The sequence below is a fragment of the Streptomyces sp. 2131.1 genome (assembly GCF_900105515.1).
Lineage (GTDB): Bacteria > Actinomycetota > Actinomycetes > Streptomycetales > Streptomycetaceae > Streptomyces > Streptomyces drozdowiczii.
The window spans coordinates 329,223-348,066 of sequence record NZ_FNSY01000001.1 but is presented as its reverse complement, the minus strand read 5'-3'; the positions used below and the strand labels follow the sequence as shown (position 1 = coordinate 348,066).

13 protein-coding genes are annotated in these 18,844 nt (G+C 70.8%); 9 read left to right on the top strand and 4 right to left on the bottom strand.

Translation table 11 applies throughout. From position 1 onward, the window contains the following. Position 1: 1 nt before the first annotated feature. The gene (locus tag BLW14_RS01725) at positions 2 to 2,314 is read left to right on the top strand and encodes an arylsulfatase (protein WP_093703589.1); all 2,313 of its coding nucleotides are present in this window, start codon (positions 2 to 4) and stop codon (positions 2,312 to 2,314) included. A 286-nt stretch (positions 2,315 to 2,600) separates the two neighbouring features. Beyond that, positions 2,601 to 4,145, top strand: coding sequence for an MFS transporter (locus BLW14_RS01720; RefSeq protein ID WP_093703587.1), 1,545 nt, complete (start codon positions 2,601 to 2,603; stop codon positions 4,143 to 4,145). Positions 4,146 to 4,169: 24 nt separating this feature from the next. Here BLW14_RS01720 and BLW14_RS01715 read toward each other — a convergent pair whose 3' ends face one another. Further along, positions 4,170 to 6,461, bottom strand: a complete 2,292-nt coding sequence (locus BLW14_RS01715; RefSeq protein WP_093703585.1) for an exo-beta-d-1,3/1,6-glucosidase — start codon at positions 6,459 to 6,461, stop codon at positions 4,170 to 4,172. A 157-nt stretch (positions 6,462 to 6,618) separates the two neighbouring features. On the opposite strand from BLW14_RS01715, the gene BLW14_RS01710 reads away from it, so the two are divergent. After that, on the top strand, positions 6,619 to 7,218 hold the full coding sequence (locus BLW14_RS01710) for a TetR/AcrR family transcriptional regulator (RefSeq protein ID WP_093703583.1): 600 nt from the start codon (positions 6,619 to 6,621) through the stop codon (positions 7,216 to 7,218). Positions 7,219 to 7,449: 231 nt separating this feature from the next. Continuing rightward, the gene (locus BLW14_RS01705) at positions 7,450 to 10,449 is read left to right on the top strand and encodes a carbohydrate binding domain-containing protein (RefSeq protein WP_093703581.1); all 3,000 of its coding nucleotides are present in this window, start codon (positions 7,450 to 7,452) and stop codon (positions 10,447 to 10,449) included. A 44-nt stretch (positions 10,450 to 10,493) separates the two neighbouring features. On the opposite strand, the gene BLW14_RS01700 is transcribed toward BLW14_RS01705, so the two are convergent. Beyond that, complete coding sequence (locus BLW14_RS01700; RefSeq protein WP_177154193.1) at positions 10,494 to 11,366, bottom strand: carbohydrate kinase family protein; 873 nt, start codon at positions 11,364 to 11,366, stop codon at positions 10,494 to 10,496. A 161-nt stretch (positions 11,367 to 11,527) separates the two neighbouring features. Between BLW14_RS01700 and BLW14_RS01695 the strand changes: the two genes are divergently transcribed. Further along, complete coding sequence (locus BLW14_RS01695; protein WP_093703578.1) at positions 11,528 to 11,989, top strand: hypothetical protein; 462 nt, start codon at positions 11,528 to 11,530, stop codon at positions 11,987 to 11,989. A 125-nt stretch (positions 11,990 to 12,114) separates the two neighbouring features. Here the strand turns inward: BLW14_RS01695 and BLW14_RS01690 are convergent, their stop codons facing one another. Next, entirely contained in the window at positions 12,115 to 14,172 is a 2,058-nt protein-coding gene (locus BLW14_RS01690) for a SpoIIE family protein phosphatase (protein ID WP_093710616.1), read from the bottom strand. Between the two features lie 230 nt (positions 14,173 to 14,402). On the opposite strand from BLW14_RS01690, the gene BLW14_RS01685 reads away from it, so the two are divergent. The 4 genes from BLW14_RS01685 to BLW14_RS01670 all read left to right on the top strand — a co-directional run bounded on the left by BLW14_RS01685 (position 14,403) and on the right by BLW14_RS01670 (position 17,985). Next, complete coding sequence (locus tag BLW14_RS01685; protein ID WP_093703576.1) at positions 14,403 to 14,657, top strand: WhiB family transcriptional regulator; 255 nt, start codon at positions 14,403 to 14,405, stop codon at positions 14,655 to 14,657. An 85-nt stretch (positions 14,658 to 14,742) separates the two neighbouring features. Continuing rightward, the gene (locus BLW14_RS01680) at positions 14,743 to 15,063 is read left to right on the top strand and encodes a YkvA family protein (protein ID WP_093703574.1); all 321 of its coding nucleotides are present in this window, start codon (positions 14,743 to 14,745) and stop codon (positions 15,061 to 15,063) included. Positions 15,064 to 15,200: 137 nt separating this feature from the next. Beyond that, a complete protein-coding gene (locus BLW14_RS01675) occupies positions 15,201 to 17,378 on the top strand; it encodes a discoidin domain-containing protein (protein ID WP_093703572.1) in 2,178 nt (725 codons plus the stop codon). Between the two features lie 97 nt (positions 17,379 to 17,475). Beyond that, positions 17,476 to 17,985 (top strand): mycothiol transferase, encoded by a 510-nt coding sequence (locus tag BLW14_RS01670; RefSeq protein WP_093703570.1) that lies wholly within the window; start codon positions 17,476 to 17,478, stop codon positions 17,983 to 17,985. Between the two features lie 9 nt (positions 17,986 to 17,994). On the opposite strand, the gene BLW14_RS01665 is transcribed toward BLW14_RS01670, so the two are convergent. Then, on the bottom strand, positions 17,995 to 18,798 hold the full coding sequence (locus tag BLW14_RS01665; RefSeq protein ID WP_093703568.1) for a helix-turn-helix transcriptional regulator: 804 nt from the start codon (positions 18,796 to 18,798) through the stop codon (positions 17,995 to 17,997). Positions 18,799 to 18,844 lie beyond the last annotated feature (46 nt).

The window sequence follows — 18,844 nt, the reverse complement described above, 5'->3', positions numbered from 1 at the left end:
GATGACCACCAGCACCCGCCGCGATCCATACGAAGGCTTCCCGGGCCGCATCGGCCGCACCTTCGCCGCCTCCGAACCGGCCTGGCCGGCACGCCGCACACCGGGCGAGAAGGCCCCCAACATCGTCGTCGTCCTCGTCGACGACATGGGCTACAGCGACATCGGCCCCTTCGGCTCCGAGATCGCCACCCCCGTGCTGGACGGCCTGGCCGAGGACGGCGTACGGCTCAGCAACTACCACACCATGCCGCTGTGCTCCCCGGCCCGCGCCGCCCTCCTCACCGGCCTCAACCCGCACCGCGTCGGCTACGCCATGGTCGCCAACTCCGACCCCGGCTTCCCCGGTTACGGCATGGAGATCGCCGACGACATCCCCACCCTCGCCGAACTCCTCCACGACTCCGGCTACGCCACCTACGCCGTCGGCAAATGGCACCTGGTCCGCGACTCCGCGTCCAACGCCGCCGACGACCGCGACAACTGGCCGCTGCGCAAGGGCTTCGACCAGTACTACGGCGTCCTGGAAGGGCTCACCAGCCTCTTCCACCCGCACCAACTCGTGCGCGACAACAGCCCGCTGGACATCGACGAGTTCCCCGACTACTACTACACCGACGACATCACCGACCAGGCCATCTCCATGGTGAAGTCGCTGCGCGCCCACGACCCGGACAAGCCCTTCTTCCTCTACCTCGCGCACAACGCCGTCCACGGTCCGCTCCAGGCCAAGGAGGAGGACATCGCCCGCCACCGGGGGCGCTACGACGAGGGCTGGGACGCGCTGCGCGAGCGCCGCTTCGCCGCCCAGATCGCCGCCGGCCTCTTCCCGCCCGGCACCGAACTCCCCGAACGCAACAGCGAGGCCGGGCAGGACGTACCCGCCTGGGACAGCCTCACCGAGGAGCAACAGCGCCTGTACGCCCGCTACATGGAGGTGTACGCGGCACTCGTCGACAACATCGACCAGAACCTCGGCCGGCTCACCGCGACCCTCGACGCGCTCGGCGAACTCGACAACACCATCATCGTCTTCACCTCCGACAACGGAGGCACCGGCGAGGGCGGCGCCGAGGGCACCCGCTCCTACTTCAGCCGGTTCGTCCACCACCCCGCCCTGCCCGAGGACTGGACGCCCGACGTCGACCGCGACCCCGAGCTCATCGGCGGCCCCCGCAGCCTGGTGCACTACCCGCGCGGCTGGGGCATGGCCTCCAACACCCCCTTCCGGCTCTACAAGGGCCACACCTACGCGGGCGGCGTGCGCGTCCCGTTCGTCCTGTCCTGGCCCAGGGGAGCGCGCGACGGACTGCTCACCCCGGGGGTGCGCCCGCAGTACCAGTACGTCACCGACATCGCCCCGACCCTCCTCGAACTCGCCGGCCTGGCACGCCCGGAACAGCGGCGGGGCGTCACCCTCCAGGAGCCGGACGGCTTCACCTTCGCCCCGGTGCTCGCCGACCCGCACCACCTCTCCACCCACCCCGAGCAGTACTGCGAGATGACCGGCAACCGCAGCTACTACCGCGGCGGCCACAAACTCGTCACCCTCCACCGCCCCGGCGCGCCGTACGACGACTCCGAGTGGGCCCTGTACGACATCAGGACCGACCCCACCGAGATCCACGACCTGGCCGGTGCACACCCGGACCTGGTCGAGGAGCTCTCGGCGGCCTGGGAGAAGGCGGCCTGGCGCAACGGCGTCTTCCCGCTCCCCGACGGCAGCGGCGCCCTCGCCCGGCGCGACCCGGCCGAGGACCGGCTCTCCCGTCCGCTCACGCTGCTTCCCGGCACCTCGGAACTGGAGCGCTACCGCTCCTCGCGGCTGGTCTCCCTGCGCTCCTTCGAGGCCACCGTCGCCGTCGAGGAGACGGGGGAGGGGGTGCTCCTCTCCCACGGCGACCAGGGCGGCGGCTACAGCCTGTACGTGGAGGACGGCCACCTGCACTTCGCGTACAACGAGTACGGCGTACTGCACGAGACCGACGCCGGGCCGCTGGCACCCGGCGAGCACCTGATCCGGCTCGCGGCCACCGCCGAGAAGGGGCTGCGCTGGGCCTTCACGATCGGCGTCGACAGCGAGATCCGGGCTACCCCGCCCACCGTCCACCAGCTCATCGGCATGGCCCCCTTCCAGGGCATCAGCATCGGCGTGGACCGCAAGTCCCCGGTCTCCTGGCCCCTCTTCGAACGCCACCGCTCGTTCCCGTACGAAGGCCGCCTGCGCTCGGTGACCTACACCCCGGGAGACCCCGGCCCGGACTCCCCGGAGGCGGTGGCCCAGGCCCTGAGGGAGGCGGCGGCAGCGTTCGAGTAACCCGCCCCAGCCTCCTACGGCGCTCACTCCAGGCCCTCCGCCGCGCTCCTCCTAGCCTCTCCGCCCCGTTCTTCCCAGCCCCTCCGCCCCGTTCTTCCCAGCCCCTCCCGCGTTTGAGGAGCGGGGCCCGCGGCGGAGCCCCGGTTTCGGGAAGGGGCGGGTAGGGGACAAGCCCCGCCGCAGGCGCCCGCCCGCCAGAGATCGATTCGCGACCTCCCCCACCCAGGTCTACCGTCGGTGGGGTGAACGACCACGTTCACCCCACCGCACCCGCGGCACCGAACCAATGACGGGCTCCCACGCGACACCCACGCAAGCCACCGCAACCCCCCGGAGGGACCGCGGCGGCACCATCGCCCTGCTCGTCATCTGCTCGTGCCAACTGATGGTGGTCCTCGACATCACCATCGTGAACATCGCCCTGCCGCACATCCAGACATCCCTGGGCTTCTCGACCGAGAACCTCTCCTGGGTGATCAACGCCTACACCCTCACCTTCGGCGGCCTGCTGCTGCTCGGCGGGCGGATCGGCGACATCCTGGGGCGGCGCCGGGTCTTCATGACCGGCGTCGCCCTCTTCGTCATCGCCTCCCTGCTCGGAGGACTCGCCCAGGAATCCTGGCAGTTGCTCGCCGCCCGCTCCCTCCAGGGCGTCGGCGGCGCGATCGCCTCCCCGACGGCGCTCGCCCTCATCACGACCACGTTCCACGAAGGCCCGGCGCGCAACAGGGCCTTCGGCGTGTTCGCGGCGGTCTCGGCGGGCGGCAGCGCCATCGGCCTGCTCGCCGGAGGGGTGCTGGTCGAGTGGCTGGACTGGCGGTGGATCTTCTTCGTCAACGTGCCCATCGGCGCGCTGATCGTGCTGGCGACCCGCCGCTACATCCAGGAGTCCGAGCGCCACCCGGGCCACTTCGACGTACTCGGCGCCCTCACGGCGACGCTGGGCATGGTGAGCCTCGTCTACGGGTTCATCCGCGCGTCCGAGGAGGGGTGGAGCAACACCCTGACCCTGGTGGCGTTCGCCGCCGCGGTGGTGCTGCTCGGGTTGTTCATCACCGTCGAGAGCCGCTCCAGGCAGCCCATCACCCCGCTGTGGATGTTCCGTGACCGCAACCGCGCCGGAACCTACGGGATCATGCTGAGCCTCGCCGCGGCGATGTTCGGGATGTTCTTCTTCCTGACCCTGTTCGTGCAGAACATCCTGGGGTTCACCCCACTGCGTACGGGCCTCGCCTTTCTGCCGGTCAGTGTCATCATCGCCATCGGCGCCGGCTTCACCTCACGACTGCTGCCGCGCTTCGGCCCCAAGCCGTTCATGGTGACGGGCGCGGTCCTCGCCGCGATCGGACTCGGCTGGCTCACGCAGACCGACGTCCACAGCACCTACCTGGGCAGTCTCCTGGGACCGGTGCTGGTGTTCGGCCTCGGCATGGGGCTGCAGTTCGTCTCGCTGACGCTGATGGCGCTCTCCGGCGTCGAGCCCCATGAGTCGGGTGCCGCCTCAGGCATCCTCAACACCACCCAGCAGGTGGGCGGATCACTCGGTCTGTCCATCCTCGTCACGGTCTTCGGCACGGCCAGCCGCAACGAGGCGACCGACCAGGTGCCCAAGTTCATGGCCGAGGCGACACCCGCCCAGCTCGCCCAGTTCCGCAGGACCGGGCAGCTCCCGGGAAGCTGGGGCGACCAGGTCCTGGCGTCCGGCGTCTCCACCGCGTTCCTCGCCGCGGCGGCCTTCGCCGTAGCCGCAGCCCTGATCGCCCTGTTCGTCATCCAGGTCCGTCCCTCCGACCTGGAACGGCTGCGCGGGACCGGCCGGCCGGGCCCCTGACGCCCGGCCGCCCGCCCGCGGGCCTCAGCCCTTGACGGTGAAACCCGCCCGCAGCAGGTCCTTGTCCCGCGACGACGGACCGACGAGCAGCTCGAACGCGCCGGGCTCGACGACCCGTCGGCCCTCCGCGTCCACGAGGCTGCACACGGACACCGGCAGCTCGAAGACGACCTCGCGCGACTCACCCGGCGCCAACGGGACCTGCCGGTACGCCTTCAGCTCCTTCTCCGCCCACGTCACGGACGTCACCGAGTCGCTCACGTACACCTGCACGGTCTCCAGCGCGGGCCGTTCGCCGGTGTTGCTGACGACCACGCGTGCCCGCAGCGTGTCGTTCGCGCCCAGGACATCGGTCAGCACCTCCAGGTCCGCGTACTCGACGGTCGTGTAGCTCAGCCCCTCGCCGAACACGAATGCCGGCTGCTGGGTCAGGTCCGCGTAGCGCGTGCCGTGCTGTCCGCGCAGTTGGTTGTAGTACGTCGGCTGCTGCCCCGCGTGACGCGCGAAGGAGACGGGCAGCCGCCCGGACGGCTCCACGAGGCCGAGGAGCAGCTCCGCCACCGCGCGGCCGCCGAGCATGCCCGGGTTGAACGCGTGAACGATGGCCGAGGCGCGGTACGCGGACGGCGGCAGCACCAGCGGCTTGGAGCTGATGACCACCACGGTGAACGGCTTGCCCGTCGCTGCGAGCGCGTCCAGCAGCGCGATCTGCCCGCCGATCAGCTCCAGGGTCGCGGTCGAGCGCCCCTCACCGACCAGTTCGATGCGGTCGCCCACCACGGCGACGACATGGTCGGCGGCCTCCGCGGCGGCGACCGCCTCCGCGATCAGCTCCTCGGACGGCTCGCACGGCACGACGATCTCGGGACGCGGCTGCCCGTCCGGGAAGAAGGCGCCCTCCGGGTCGGGGCCCACGGTCAGGATGTCGGCGCCCGGCGCGTGGGTGATGGTCCAGCCGGCCGGCGCGTGCTCCCGGAAGCCGTCGAGCACGGTACGGATCATGGCGCGCGGGTGGCCGTCCGGCAGCCAGTCCGCCTGACCGGAGGAGCCCGCCCAGTCCCCGAGCTGGGTCTGCGCGTCGTCGGCGTTGGGGCCGATCACGGCGACCGTACGCGGCGCCGCACCCGCGTCCGCGACCGCGCGACCGTCCGCCCCGGCCCGGAAGCCGCCGTCCAGCGGCAGGGTGCCGTCGTTGGACAGCAGCACCAGCGAGCGGCGGGCCACCTCCAGGTTCACCTCGGCGTGCCCGGCGCTGCCGATGACCGCCTCCTGCCGGGCCCGGTCGGGGTGGCGCGGGTTCTCGAACAGGCCCAGCTCGAACTTGAGCGTCAGGATGCGCGCGACCGCCGCGTCGATCTCCGCCTCGTCGAGCCGCCCGGCCGCCACGGCCTGCTGCGCGCCCTCGAAGAAGTCCGGGGTCGTCATCACCATGTCGTTGCCCGCCCGGACCGCCGCGGCCGCCGCCTGCGCGTGGTCGGCGTACACCTTCTGCTCCCACACCATGCGCCCGACGTTGTCCCAGTCGGTCACCAGCGTCCCGGTGTAGCCCCACTCGCCGCGCAGCACCTCGCCCAGGAGCCAGTTGTTGACGGTGATGGGGACGCCGTCCATGGACTGGTAGCCCAGCATGAACGTACGGCAGCCCTCCTTGGCGACCCGCTCGAACGGCGGCAGGAACCAGGAGCGCAGCTTGCGGCGCGAGATGTCGGCCTCGCTCGCGTCCCGGCCGCCCTGGGTCTCGGAATAGCCCGCGAAGTGCTTGGCGCACGCGAGGATCGCGGTCGGGTCGTCGAGCCCCTCGCCCTGGTATCCGCGCACCATCGCCGAGGCCAGCTCGCCGATGAGGAACGGGTCCTCGCCGAAGGTCTCGCTCACCCGGCCCCAGCGCAGGTCCCGGGTGATGCAGAGCACCGGCGAGAACGTCCAGTGGACGCCGGTCGCCGCGACCTCGACGGCGGTCGCCCGAGCCACGCGCTCCAGCAGCTCCGGGTCCCAGCTCGCGGCCATGCCCAACTGGGTGGGGAAGATGGTGGCGCCCTCCCAGAACGAGTGCCCGTGGATGCAGTCCTCGGCGACCAGGAGCGGGATGCCGAGACGGGTGCGCCGGGTCAGCTCGGCGGCCTCCAGGACGCGTTCGGGCGAGGCGTGCAGGATGGAGCCCGCGTGCATGTCCTCGATGTGCTGCCGCACCCCGTCCTTGCCGTTGAGCTGGAGCATCTGGCCGACCTTCTCGGGCAGCGTCATCCGGCCGAGCAGGTCGGCGACGCGCTCCGGAATGGACAGGCGGGGGTCGAGATAGGGCAGGGAGGAGCCCACGGGAGTTCCTTTCACGACGTCTGCGACGTTCTCATCGGGCGGTACGCGGAGGCTGCGCTCCGGGCACCACCGTACGCCGAATACCGACCTAGTGGTAAGTAAGTAGAATGCAAACATGCGCAGCGGTGCCTGCCGGGACGACCGCGGAGTGTGCCGAGTGACCGGCGGGGAGCGACGCGGTTACGCCAAGGGCCGGGCCAAACGCGAGGAGATCCTCGACCAGGCCATGGCCATGTTCGGCGAGGCGGGCTACCGGGGCGCCTCGCTACGGGTGATCGCCACCCGCTGCGGCATCTCGCATCCCGGCCTGCTCCACCACTTCCCGACCAAGGAGTCGCTGCTGCTCGCGGTCCTGGAGCACCGCGACGCCGTGGACAACCAGTGGTTGGAGGCCGGCCGCCCCACCGGAGTCGACCGGTTGCGCCGTCTGGTGGGGCTCGCGGCGCTCAACGCGCAACGGCGCGGCATCGTCGAGCTGTTCTGCGTCCTGTCGGCCGAGGCGACCGCCGCCGACCACCCGGCCCACGCCTATTTCGTCGAGCGGTACCGCACCGCGGTGCTGTCCACGGCCGTCTCCTACGCCGAGGCCCGCGAGAAGGGTGTGCTGCGGGAGGACATCGACCCGGGGGAGGCGGCGCAGCAGCTGATCGCGCTGATGGACGGTCTCCAGACCCAGTGGCTGCTGAGCGGCTGTGCGACCGACATGGCCTGTGTCCTCCAGGCGCACCTCCAGGCGCAGTTGACGGTGCCTTTCTGAGAGGTGCGGCCCCCCTGGGTGCCGCACCTCTTTACGGAGTTGTCATGTGCCGGTAACTTCCTTGCCGCAAGAGCTTTCAGCAATATTCCGGCTGTCCTTACAGGCGGACACATCCCCGTTCGCTCGGACCTTGAGGCGCGTCAGGGTCTCCGGCGGTACGGCACGGGCCCCACGTCCCGTGCCCCGGTCGCCACGGCTTCGCCGCCGCCGTGGCCCTTCCCTGGAGACACCATGAAACGCACCCCTCACCGGCTGCTGAGACGCACCCTGGCGTCCGCCGCTGCCGCCGCCGCAGTGTGCGGACTGCTCACCGCGCTGCCGCAGGGCGCCGGTCTCGACGCACGGCCCGTCGCGTCTTCCGACACCACCACGACCGTCTTCTACTACACCAAGACGAAGAACTGGGCAGCATACAACCTGCATTACGCCCCCGACGGCGGCACGTGGACCACCGTGCCCGGCGTCGCCATGGAGGCCGCCTGCACCGACTGGGTCAAGAAGACCGTCCCGCTCTCGGGCGCCGTGGGGATCCAGGCGACCTTCAACAACGGGTCGGGGGTCTGGGACAACAACGGCGGCAAGAACTACGACCTGGGCAGCGGAAACATCACCATCAAGGACGGCGCGGTCGCCCACAGCGACCCGTGCGCGGACAGCGGTGACCCCGACCCGAGCCCCACCCCGACCGAGGGGGCGCGCACCGCGTCGGTGTACTACTCCACCGCCACCGTCGGCTGGACGACCACCAACCTCCACTACCAGCCCGTCGGCGGCTCCTGGACCGCTGTGCCCGGCGTCGGCATGGAGCCCGCCTGCACCGGCTGGGTGAAGAAGACGGTCGACCTCGGCTCCGCCACCTCGATGAAGGCCGCGTTCAACAACGGCAACGGCGTCTGGGACAACAACAACGGCAACGACTACACCATCCCCGCCGGCCTCAGCACGGTGAAGGACCGGGCGGTCGTCAAGGACGCTGTGGACCCCTGCGCCGCCGAACCCGCCGACAGCGAGGCGCCGACCGTCCCGAGCGGAGTGTCCGCGAAGGCCGACGGTGTGGCGGTCGTCCTGAGCTGGGAACCCTCCACGGACAACACTGGGGTGACGAAGTATCAGGTGACCCGCACCGGCGGCACCAAGGGAGGCGTCGTCACCGATGTGACCTCCACCGTGCTCTCCGAATCGGGCCTGGAGGAGAACACCGCCTACACCTACACCGTCAGGGCGATCGACGCGGCGGGCAACACCTCCGCAGCCTCCGCGCCCGCCAGGACCACCACCGGTGACAAGCCACCGGCGGCGGCCCAGGGCACACCACTCGGCACCGACCCCCGCAAGGACCCCATCTACTTCGTTCTCACCGCCCGCTTCAACGACGGGGACACGAGCAACAACCGGGGCGGCAGCCAGGACGTCAAGTCCGGCAACGCGGCCAACAAAGACCCCATGTTCCGGGGCGACTTCAAGGGCCTGGTCAACAAGCTCGACTACATCAAGGGGCTCGGCTTCTCGGCCGTCTGGATCACCCCCGTCGTCCTGAACCGGTCCGACTACGACTACCACGGCTATCACGGCTACGACTTCTACAAGGTCGACCCCCGCCTGGAGTCCGCCGGAGCCTCCTACCAGGACCTCATCAACGCCGCCCACGCCAAGGGTATGAAGATCTACCAGGACGTCGTCTACAACCACTCCTCGCGCTGGGGCGCCAAGGGCCTGTTCACCCCGACCGTCTACGGCGTCCGCGACACTCAGTGGAGCTGGTACTACGACGAGAAGAACGAGGGCTTCGAGTACGACGGACTCACCGTCGAACCCAAGAGCGGCAAGTCCTACTACAACGGCGACATGTGGTCCACCGACGAACCCGCCGGCAGCACGTGCCTCAACTGGGGCAAGCCCACCGGCGGCAAGTCCGCCGAGGGGTACACCATCTACAACTGCCAGTGGCCCAACCCCACGTCGGGCATGTTCCCCAAGGCGTACTACCACACCTGCTGGCTCGGCAACTGGGAGGGCGAGGACTCCCGCTCCTGCTGGCTCCACGAGGACCTGGCCGACTTCAACACCGAGTCCGCGCCGGTGCAGAACTACCTGATCGGCGCCTACGACAAGTACATCGACATGGGTGTGGACGGCTTCCGCATCGACACCGCCGTACACATCCCGCGCACCACCTGGAACCGGCGCTTCCTGCCCGCCATCCAGGAACGGGTCACCCAGCAGTTCGGTGCCGAGGCCGCGAAGAACTTCCTCGTCTTCGGCGAGGTCGGCGCGTTCGTCAACGACAAGTGGAACCGCGGCTCGGTCAACCACTCCGCCCAGTTCTTCACCTGGAAGGAGCGCAAGGAGTACGACGCCGACGACGCCGAGGCCGCGCTGGAGATGTACGACTACGAGGAGCAGCTCGGCACCGGAAACCAGCCGACCTCCACCAACGCCTTCCTCGACGGCAACACGTACCACGCCCCGGACCACAGCCGGTTCTCCGGCATGAACATCATCGACATGCGTATGCACATGAACTTCGGTGATGCCACCAACGCGTTCAACAACGGCAAGGACTCCGACGACTCGACCAACGACGCCACCTACAACGTCGTCTACGTCGACAGCCACGACTACGGGCCCAACAAGAGCAGCGAACGCTACGCGGGCGGCACCGACGCCTGGGCCGAGAACATGTCCCTGATGTGGACGTTCCGCGGCATCCCGACGCTCTACTACGGATCGGAGATGGAGTTCCAGGCCGGCAAGAAGATCGACTGCGGCCCCACCTGCCCGCTCGCCACGACCGGCCGCGCCTACTACGGCGACCACCTCGCGGGCAGCGTCACCGCCTCGGAGTTCTCCCGGGTCGACTCCGCGTCCGGTGAGGTGGCCAACACCCTGGCCCAGCCCCTGGTCAAGCACCTCCAGCGGCTCAACCTGATCCGCCGCGCCGTGCCGGCCCTGCAGATGGGCCAGTACTCCACGGACGGCATCACCGGCCAGATGGCGTACAAGCGCCGCTACACCAGCGGGACGACCGACAGCTTCGCCCTGGTGACCGTCACAGGCAGTGCCTCGTACACCGGCATCCCCAACGGCACCTACAAGGACGCCGTCACCGGTGACACCCGGGTCGTCACCGACGGAAAGCTCACCGTCGACGCGCCGGGCAAGGGCAACATGCGCGTGTACGTGCTCAACGGCCCCGGAAAGATCGGCACCGCGGGCCCCTACCTGAAGTGACCCGTCCGTGCGGGTGCCCCGGCAGCCGGGGCACCCGCACGTCGTTACGCGCCCAGCAGCCCGGCCCGGCCGATCATGGCCGTCGAACCCGGAGCCGTACACGCGAAGGCGCCCGCGACCGCCCCCAGCCGGGCGCACTCCGACGGCTCCCGGCCGTCGAGCCTGCCGTACAGGAAGCCGGTGACGAACGCGTCGCCCGCCCCGTTGCTGTCGACCACCGGCGCCGCCGGCACGACCGCAGGGATGTGCAGCGGCTCCGCGCCGCCGTCACGCGTGAGGAGGTACGAGCCGCCCGCCCCCGCCGTGGCGACCACCGTCGTGGCCCGCCCCTCGCGCAGGATCTCCCGCATCAGCCCCGGGGCGCGCTCGCCCGTCGTCGCCGCGCTGAAGAAGACCACGTCGGACCGGAGCGCGAACTCCCGCTGGTGCTCGCTCAGTCCGTCCCAGTCGTGCAGATCCGTGGAGACCGGCACTCCCAGCGCTTCGATGTCGTCGTACAGGAACCGGGTGAAGTTCGCGATCGACAGATGGACATGACGTGCCCGGCGCAGATGGGGCAGATAGAAGTCCCGCGGCATCCGCAGGTCCTCCGGGTCCCGGGCGTCGTAGAACGACATCCGCCGGCCCGTCGCGTCCACCAGGTTCACCGCGCGCCGGGTCCCGGCCGGCGAGATCACCGCGTGGAACTCCACATCGCCCTTCGCGAGCCGCTCGCGCACCTGCGTACCGATCCAGTCGTCACCGACGCAGTCGAGGAACGCCACGTCGAGCCCCAGCGCGCGGGCACCGAGCGCCACGTTGCCCCCGGTCTGACCGGGCCACTCCTGGATCGGGCCGACCATGACCGCGTCGGCGAGCGGGACCGGCAGGGCGTCGACGCGGACGATGGTGTCCACCCCGCTGCCGCCGACCACCACGACGTCGTACTCCGCTTGTTCTTCTCGGACCACCGAGCCCCCTCTCGTGTTCCCGCCGCGCCCAGTATCGCCCACCTGCCCGGGCGCTCGACGCGCGCCCGGGACACCCGCTGGCTAGGCTCGACCGGGGGCCTACAACCTGATCCGTGGAGGCTCACGCCATGATGCCGTTGCCCGAACCGCGCGATATCCCGCCGCGCCTGGCCACCGGTGCGTTCATCCTCAACTCAGGCCTCGGCAAGCTGAAGGCCGACGAGGCGACCGCCCAGGGGCTGCACGGTATGGCCGCCAACGCCTATCCGTTCCTGGGCAAGCTGGAACCCGCCAGGTTCACCAAGTTGCTCGCGTATTCCGAGATCGCCGTCGGCGCCACGCTGCTGGCCCCGTTCGTGCCGACCAGGCTCGCCGGGCTCGCCCTCACCGGGTTCTCCGGCGGCCTCTTCGGTCTCTACCTGCGCACCCCCGGCATGCGGGAGCCCGGCAGCCTGCGGCCGACGCAGGACGGGATCGCGCTGGCCAAGGACGCCTGGATGCTGGGCATCGGCCTGGGCTTCCTGGGCGCCGGCGGCCACCGGGTCCGCGCCACGGCGAAGTGCCGCACCCGGCGCAGGTGCTCCCGCTAGGGCATGTCCGGCCCTGATCCGCCGGACGCGCCCGGGTCGTAATCCGCCGGACGCGCCCGGGTCGTACGAGGGGCGGGCGGCGGCGTGAGGGCGGGCGCATGCGCACCCCGCGCGGCCGCCCGCCCTCACGCGTGCACCCGGGCCATCAGCAGTGCCACGTCGTCGTGGTCGTCCGGCTCCCGCAGCTCGCGCAGCAGTCGGTCGCACGTCGCGTCGAGCGAGGCGTCCGGGGTCCGCAGCAGTCCGAGCAACGTCTCCAGGCGGCTGTCGATGTCGTCGTCCCGGGTCTCCACCAGGCCGTCCGTGTACAGGACCAGCCGGTCGCCCGGGCCCAGCGGGACCGTCACGTCGCTGAACGGCACCCCGCCCACCCCGAGCGGCGCCCCGGCCGGCAGGTCCAGAAGCACCGGCTCACCGCCCTCCGGGATCAGTACCGGCGGAAGGTGCCCGGCGGTGGACACCCGGCACCGCCCGGCACCCGGGTCGTACACGGCGTAGACACAGGTGGCGAACCACGGGTCGAGCCCGGCGGTGATCTCGTCCAGGTGGCCCAGCACCTCGGCGGGCTCCAGGGAGAGCCGGGACAGCGTCTGGGTGGCGGTCCGCAGCCGGCCCATCGTGGTGGCCGCGTTGATCCCGCTGCCCATCACATCGCCCACCACCAGGGCCGTCCCGCCTCCCCGCAGCCCGATCACGTCGAACCAGTCCCCGCCGACCTCGTACCGCGAGGCGGCCGGCCGGTAGCGGGAAACCACGTCGAGGCCCGCCGGGTCGTGGTGGTTGCGAGGCAGCATGCTGCGCTGGAGCGTCAGCGCCGTCTCCTGCTGCTGCCGGTAGAGCCGGGCGTTGTCGATGCCGACCGCAGCCCGGTTGGCCAGCTCGGCGGCCAGCGCCTCGTCCTCCGCGGTGAACGGCAGAGGGTTGTCCGTGCGGATCAGGTCGATCGCGCCCAGCACCTCGCCCCGGGCGATCAGCGGCACCGCCAGGTAGGAGTGGGCGCCGGCCTCGGCGAGCAGGGCCGCCGAGCGCTTGTCGCGGGCGATACGGGCGAGTTTCTCCGCGTCGAGATACGGCTCCCGGACCGGCCGGGCCGTCCGCACGCACCGGGTGACGAGGCGGTCGGCGCCGTACTGGGCGGCCCGGCCCGGGGGATCGGCCGCCTCCACCACGGGAGTCGGGCGGGCGGCGACGACGGCCAGGGCCTGGATGAGCAGCGGGCCCTCGGTCGGTCCCGGGCGCCCCTTCAGCACGCTGTCCAGCACGTCCACCGCTGCGACGTCCGCGAGCTGGGGCACGGTGACCTCGGCCAGTTCCCGGGCCGTCTGCTCCAGGTCGAGCGTGGTGCCTACGCGCACCGAGGCGTCGGCGATCAGCGCGAGGTGCTGCCGGGCCTGCTCCGCCTCGGAGGCCGCCCGGTAGCGGTCGGTGACGTCGATCAGCGACACCGCGATCCCCAGCACCCGGCCGGCGGAGTCGTCCAGCCGGTACAGCGACACGGACCAGGCGCGCTCGGTCTCCGGGGCGGCGGGGCTGCGGCCCACCACCTGGCGCGACACCTGCGGCACACCGCTCTCCAGGACCTCGCGCGCCGCCGGTTCCATGCCGTCCGGGCCGAGGAACGGGAGTGCTTCGCCCATCCGGCGGCCCAGGTGGTCCTCGGCGCTCATGCCGTCCATCCGCTCCAGCGCGGCGTTCGCGGACATGAAGCGCAGATCCGGGCCCAGGACCGCCAGACCGATCGGCGACTGGTCGACCAGGCCCACCGACAGCGCGAGGTCCCGTTCCACCCGGCGCAGCACATCGCCGTCGGCGGCCAGCCCCAGCGCATAGAAGTCGCCGCGGTCGTCCTGCAGCCGCATGTTGCGGAACTCCAGCAGTCGTGTGGTGCCGTCCTTGTGGCGTACGGGGAAGACCCCGGCCCATGCCTCGCCGCTGCTCATCACCTCGCTGAACAGTCCCAGCACCAGCTCGAACTGCTCCTCGTCGACGAGCACACGGGCGGCGAAACGGCCCAGCGCCTCCTCGGCCGGGTATCCCAGCAGCCGTTCGGCCTGCGGGCTCCACAGGACGATGCGGCCCTGGGTGTCCAGGACGAGCGCGGCGACGCCGAGGACGTCGAGCAGACCGCTCTCGGACGAGCGGCGCGCGCCCGCCCTGCGGGCCTCGCCCCAGCCGTTCCGCATCTCCTCAGTGCCGCCCACGGACGATCCTTCCCATGCCGCCACCGTGCCCGACGCACGCCCGCCGTCTCCCATGGTCGCCCCTGAGCCACCGCCCGCGCAGCTTCGAAGGGCGCGAAGGGGACGTGAAGGGGACGCGAAGGAAGGCCCGCTGGGGTTTCGGAGGCGGAATGCCGGTCACCCGCAGCGTACCGAGCCGAACGCCACGCACACGACCGTCAGGAGTGAGAGCCATGGATAACTGGCGCATGCACGCGGCCTGCCGCGACGAGGACCCGGATCTGTTCTTCCCCATCGGCAGCACCGGCCCGGCGCTCGTCCAGGCCGAGGAGGCCAAGGCGGTCTGCCGACGCTGCCCCGTACAGGAGGAATGCCTGCGCTGGGCGCTGGAGAACAACCAGGACTCCGGCGTGTGGGGCGGTCTGGGGGAGAACGAGCGGCGCGCCCTTAAGCGCCGCAGCCGCCGTCAGAGTCACCGCTCGGGATGAGACGTCCACGGGCACGAGGGCAGTGTCACACCGGCACATGCCCGATTTCGTGGCTTTTCGCCGCCTCGCTGGTGGAGGATGAAGCATGGACACCAAGGCTTGGATCGTCGTCGGCGCGGCCGTCGCGCTGCTCATGCTGGCCGTCGCCGGCGTCCTGCTGGTGCGGGTCCTGAAGGCCAGGAAGCTGCTGGCGGAAGCCGGTGTCCCGCTGCACAACAAGGCGCTGGTCTGGGCGGCGGTGCTGTACACCGTGTCGCCGGTCGACCTGCTGCCCGACCCCGTTTACCTCGACGACATCGGCTTCCTCCTGCTGGCCCTGCGCTCGCTGCACTCCGCGGCGCGGGCCGCGGGGGTCGGTGTCCGTCCCGAGAAGGCGGCCGAGACCGGTCGCAGCCTCGTTCCCTAGCCCCGCGCGCACATTCCGGTAAACCCGGCACGTCCTGATCGTTGACAGCTGGACGGGTACACGTCACTCTCCTGGGAGAGCGCTCTCCCAACCCGCCGCGGGAGCCCCCGTCCCGCACTCTTCAGCCAGGAGAGAATGTGCACAGAGCCGGTTCAGCCCTGCCCGCGAGACCCCGCACGGGCACGCTGCTGATCACCTTTCTCGCCCTCATCGCGTCGTCGTTGGTCATGTTGGCCGCGACCGGCGCCAGGGCCGCGGAATCCCTGCTCTCGCAGGGGAAGACCGCCACCGCGTCTTCATCGGAGGGCGCCGGCTACGCGGCGTCGGCCGCCGTCGACGGCAATCTCACGGGCACCCGCTGGGCCAGCGAGTGGAGCGACCCCCAGTGGCTCCAGGTGGACCTGGGCGCCACCGCGGACCTCAGCAGGGTCGTCCTGACCTGGGAATCCGCCTACGGCAAGGCGTACCGGATCGAGGCCTCGGACAACGGATCCGACTGGCGCACCCTGAAGACCGTCACCGACGGCAACGGCGGCACCGACGACCTCGCGGTCAGCGGCTCCGGCCGCTACGTACGGATGTTCGGCACGGCCCGCCCCGGCGGCTACGGCTACTCCCTGTGGGAGTTCCAGGTGTACGGCACCACCGGCTCGTCCAACCCGGACCCGGGGATGGGCGGAGCCGTCCGCGTCACCGGTTCGCAGGGCAACTGGCAGCTGACCGTCGACGGCAAGCCGTACCAGGTCAAGGGGCTGACCTGGGGCCCGTCCGTCAATGACGCGGCGCGCTACATGCCCGACCTGAAGTCCATGGGCGTCAACACCATCCGGACCTGGGGCACCGACGGCACCTCCAAGCCGCTGCTCGACGCGGCGGCGGCCAACGGCATCCGCGTGGTCAGCGGCTTCTGGCTGCAGCCGGGCGGCGGCCCGGGCGCCGGCGGCTGCGTCAACTACCTGACTGACGACGCGTACAAGTCCACGTCGCTCACCGAGTTCGCCAAGTGGGTCGATACTTACAAGAGCCACCCCGGTGTGCTCATGTGGAACGTCGGCAACGAGTCGGTCCTCGGGCTGCAGAACTGCTACAGCGGTGACGAGCTGGAGAAGCAGCGCAACGCGTACACCACCTTCGTGAACGACGTGGCGAAGAAGATCCACACCATCGACCCGGACCACCCGGTCACGTCCACCGACGCCTGGACCGGTGCCTGGCCCTACTACAAGCGCAACGCCCCCGATCTCGACCTGTACTCGATGAACTCCTACGGCGACATCTGCGCGGTCCGCACCGCCTGGGAGTCCGGCGGCTACACCAAGCCCTACATCATCACCGAGGGCGGCCCGGCCGGTGAGTGGGAGGTACCGGACGACGCCAACGGCGTCCCGGACGAGCCCACCGACGTACAGAAGGCCGAGGGCTACACCAAGGCGTGGAACTGCGTCACCGCACACCGGGGCGTCGCGCTGGGCGCCACCTTCTTCCACTACGGCACGGAGCACGACTTCGGCGGCGTCTGGTTCAACGTGGTGCCGGACGGCAAGAAGCGGCTCTCGTACTACGCGCTGAAGAAGGCGTACAGCGGCTCCACCGCCGGTGACAACACCCCGCCCGTCATCAGCAACATGACGGTACAGAACGCGGGCGGCGCCCCCGCCGGCAAGGAGTTCACCGTCCGCGCCGACGTCCGCGACCCGGACAACGACCAGATCACCTACAAGATCTACCTCAGCGGCAACTACGCCACCGGGGACAAGGGCCTGGTCGAGGCCACCTGGCGGTCCACCGGGAACGGCACCTTCGCGGTCACCGCCCCCGGACGGCTCGGGGTGTGGAAGGTGTACATCCAGGCCGAGGACGGGCACGGCAACGCCGGCATCGAGACCAAGTCGGTGAAGGTCGTGGTGCCCCCGGTCAGCGGCACCAACATCGCGCTCGGCCGCCCCGCCGCCGCCACCTCCGCCCAGTCCGGCAGCAGCGGCTGCCCCTGCACCGCGGCGATGGCGACCGACGGGCGTCTGGACACCCGGTGGGCCAGCGACTGGAGCGACCCGCAGTCCATCCAGGTCGACCTGGGCGAGCGGAAGTCCTTCCGCCACCTCCAGCTGGTGTGGGATCCGGCGTACGCCAAGTCCTACGAGGTGCTGGTCTCGGACGACGGCAGCAACTGGCGGTCGGTGTACACCACCACCAGCGGCGACGGCGACGCCGACGACCTCGACATCGCGCAGACCGCCCGCTACGTGAAGCTCAGCCTCACCCAGCGGGGCACGGCCTGGGGCTACTCGCTCTGGGAGTTCGGCATCTACAGCTGAGAACCGGGCGGGCGCCGGCGGGGCACGTCCCGGCCGGCGCCCGCCCCGGGGCGTGTCGGTGGCCGGACCCCGGCGCGGCAGCGGCCATGGTGAAAGCATGAACGTCGCTGACATCCTGACGGATGGATATTCCCGCATCCAGCAGACCGTGCACGCGGCCGTCGAGGGCCTGGTCCCCGACGACCTGCACGCCCGGCTGGACGACGGCACCAACTCGATCGCCTGGCTGGTGTGGCATCTGACCCGCGTCCAGGACGACCACATCGCGGACGCGGCCGGCACCGAACAGCTCTGGTTCGCCCAGGACTGGGCCGGCCGCTTCGACCTGCCCCTGCCGGCCGACGCCACCGGCTACGGGCAGAGCGGCGAGGAGGTCGCCGCCGTCCGCGTGGACTCGGGGGATCTGCTCCTCGGCTACTACGACTCCGTCCACGAGCACACCCTGTCCTTCATCCGGAACCTCGAAGGACACGCCCTGGACCGCGTCGTCGACGAGGCGTGGAACCCGCCCGTCACCCTCGGAGTGCGGCTGGTCAGCGTTCTGTCGGACGACCTCCAGCACGCGGGCCAGGCCGCCTTCCTCCGCGGGGTGCTGGAACGCCGATAGGGGCTGTGCTCACTCTCCGCGGGTACGGGCGTAGTGGCCCGGGCCCGTGCCCACGATCCGCTTGAAGTGCCGGGTCAGATGGGACTGGTCGTAGAAGCCGGCCGAAGTGGCGACGGCGGAGGCGGGGAGCCCGCTCAGCAGCAGCCGGCGCGCCAGGTCGACCCGTCGGCCCGTGACGTACTGGTGCGGTGCCATGCCGAACTCACGGCTGAACGCCCTTACCAGATGGGCGTGGTGGGCGTGCAGCCGCGCACCGGCCTCCTGGAGTGTGATGCCCTCGACGTACGTCGCGTCGAGCAGTTCGCGCAGCTGGTGCGCGAGCCTGCCGTCGTGGACGTACGCGGCGGAGTCCACGCGGTCGCGCAGATGCTGTTCCAGCCGGCCGGCGACCAGGGCGAGCCGGCTCGCCGCCTCCAGCTCGTCGCCCGGACCCGCGAGGCTGCGGTGGAGGCGGTCGATACGGTCGCGCAGGGCCCGGTCGTGCAGCACGGGGCGCACCACCGCACGGCCGATCAGCCGCTCGTCGACCTGGCCGGTGTCCAGGTACAGAACCCGCTTGCGGAACCCCTCGGGAGTGGCCGCCTCACCGTTGTGCGGGACGTGCGGCGGCAGCAGCGTCACCGTGTGGGTGAGCACACCGTGCTCGTGGCGGTCCAGGTCGTAGCGCACCATCCCCTCGTCCACGACGAGCAGCGTCCACGCGTCGTGCGTGTGCATGGGGTAGGCGTGGTCGGTGAAATGCGCGTGGAAGACCTCGGCGATCCCCTCCACCGGCGGGGACCACGCGGTGATCTCCGGACGTGCTGCGGCCATGGGTCCGATCGTACGCGGGGCGCGCCGTACGCCCCGACGTGCAAAG

What these genes read in the sequence shown, in the direction of transcription:
- BLW14_RS01725 (WP_093703589.1), top strand. Translation starts at nt 2, where the DNA reads ATGACCACCAGCACCCGCCGCGATCCATACGAAGGCTTCCCGGGCCGC.
- BLW14_RS01720 (WP_093703587.1), top strand. Translation starts at nt 2,601, where the DNA reads ATGACGGGCTCCCACGCGACACCCACGCAAGCCACCGCAACCCCCCGG.
- BLW14_RS01705 (WP_093703581.1), top strand. Translation starts at nt 7,450, where the DNA reads ATGAAACGCACCCCTCACCGGCTGCTGAGACGCACCCTGGCGTCCGCC.
- BLW14_RS01695 (WP_093703578.1), top strand. Translation starts at nt 11,528, where the DNA reads ATGATGCCGTTGCCCGAACCGCGCGATATCCCGCCGCGCCTGGCCACC.
- BLW14_RS01690 (WP_093710616.1), bottom strand. Translation starts at nt 14,172, where the DNA reads ATGCGGAACGGCTGGGGCGAGGCCCGCAGGGCGGGCGCGCGCCGCTCG.
- BLW14_RS01685 (WP_093703576.1), top strand. Translation starts at nt 14,403, where the DNA reads ATGGATAACTGGCGCATGCACGCGGCCTGCCGCGACGAGGACCCGGAT.
- BLW14_RS01680 (WP_093703574.1), top strand. Translation starts at nt 14,743, where the DNA reads ATGGACACCAAGGCTTGGATCGTCGTCGGCGCGGCCGTCGCGCTGCTC.
- BLW14_RS01670 (WP_093703570.1), top strand. Translation starts at nt 17,476, where the DNA reads ATGAACGTCGCTGACATCCTGACGGATGGATATTCCCGCATCCAGCAG.
- BLW14_RS01665 (WP_093703568.1), bottom strand. Translation starts at nt 18,798, where the DNA reads ATGGCCGCAGCACGTCCGGAGATCACCGCGTGGTCCCCGCCGGTGGAG.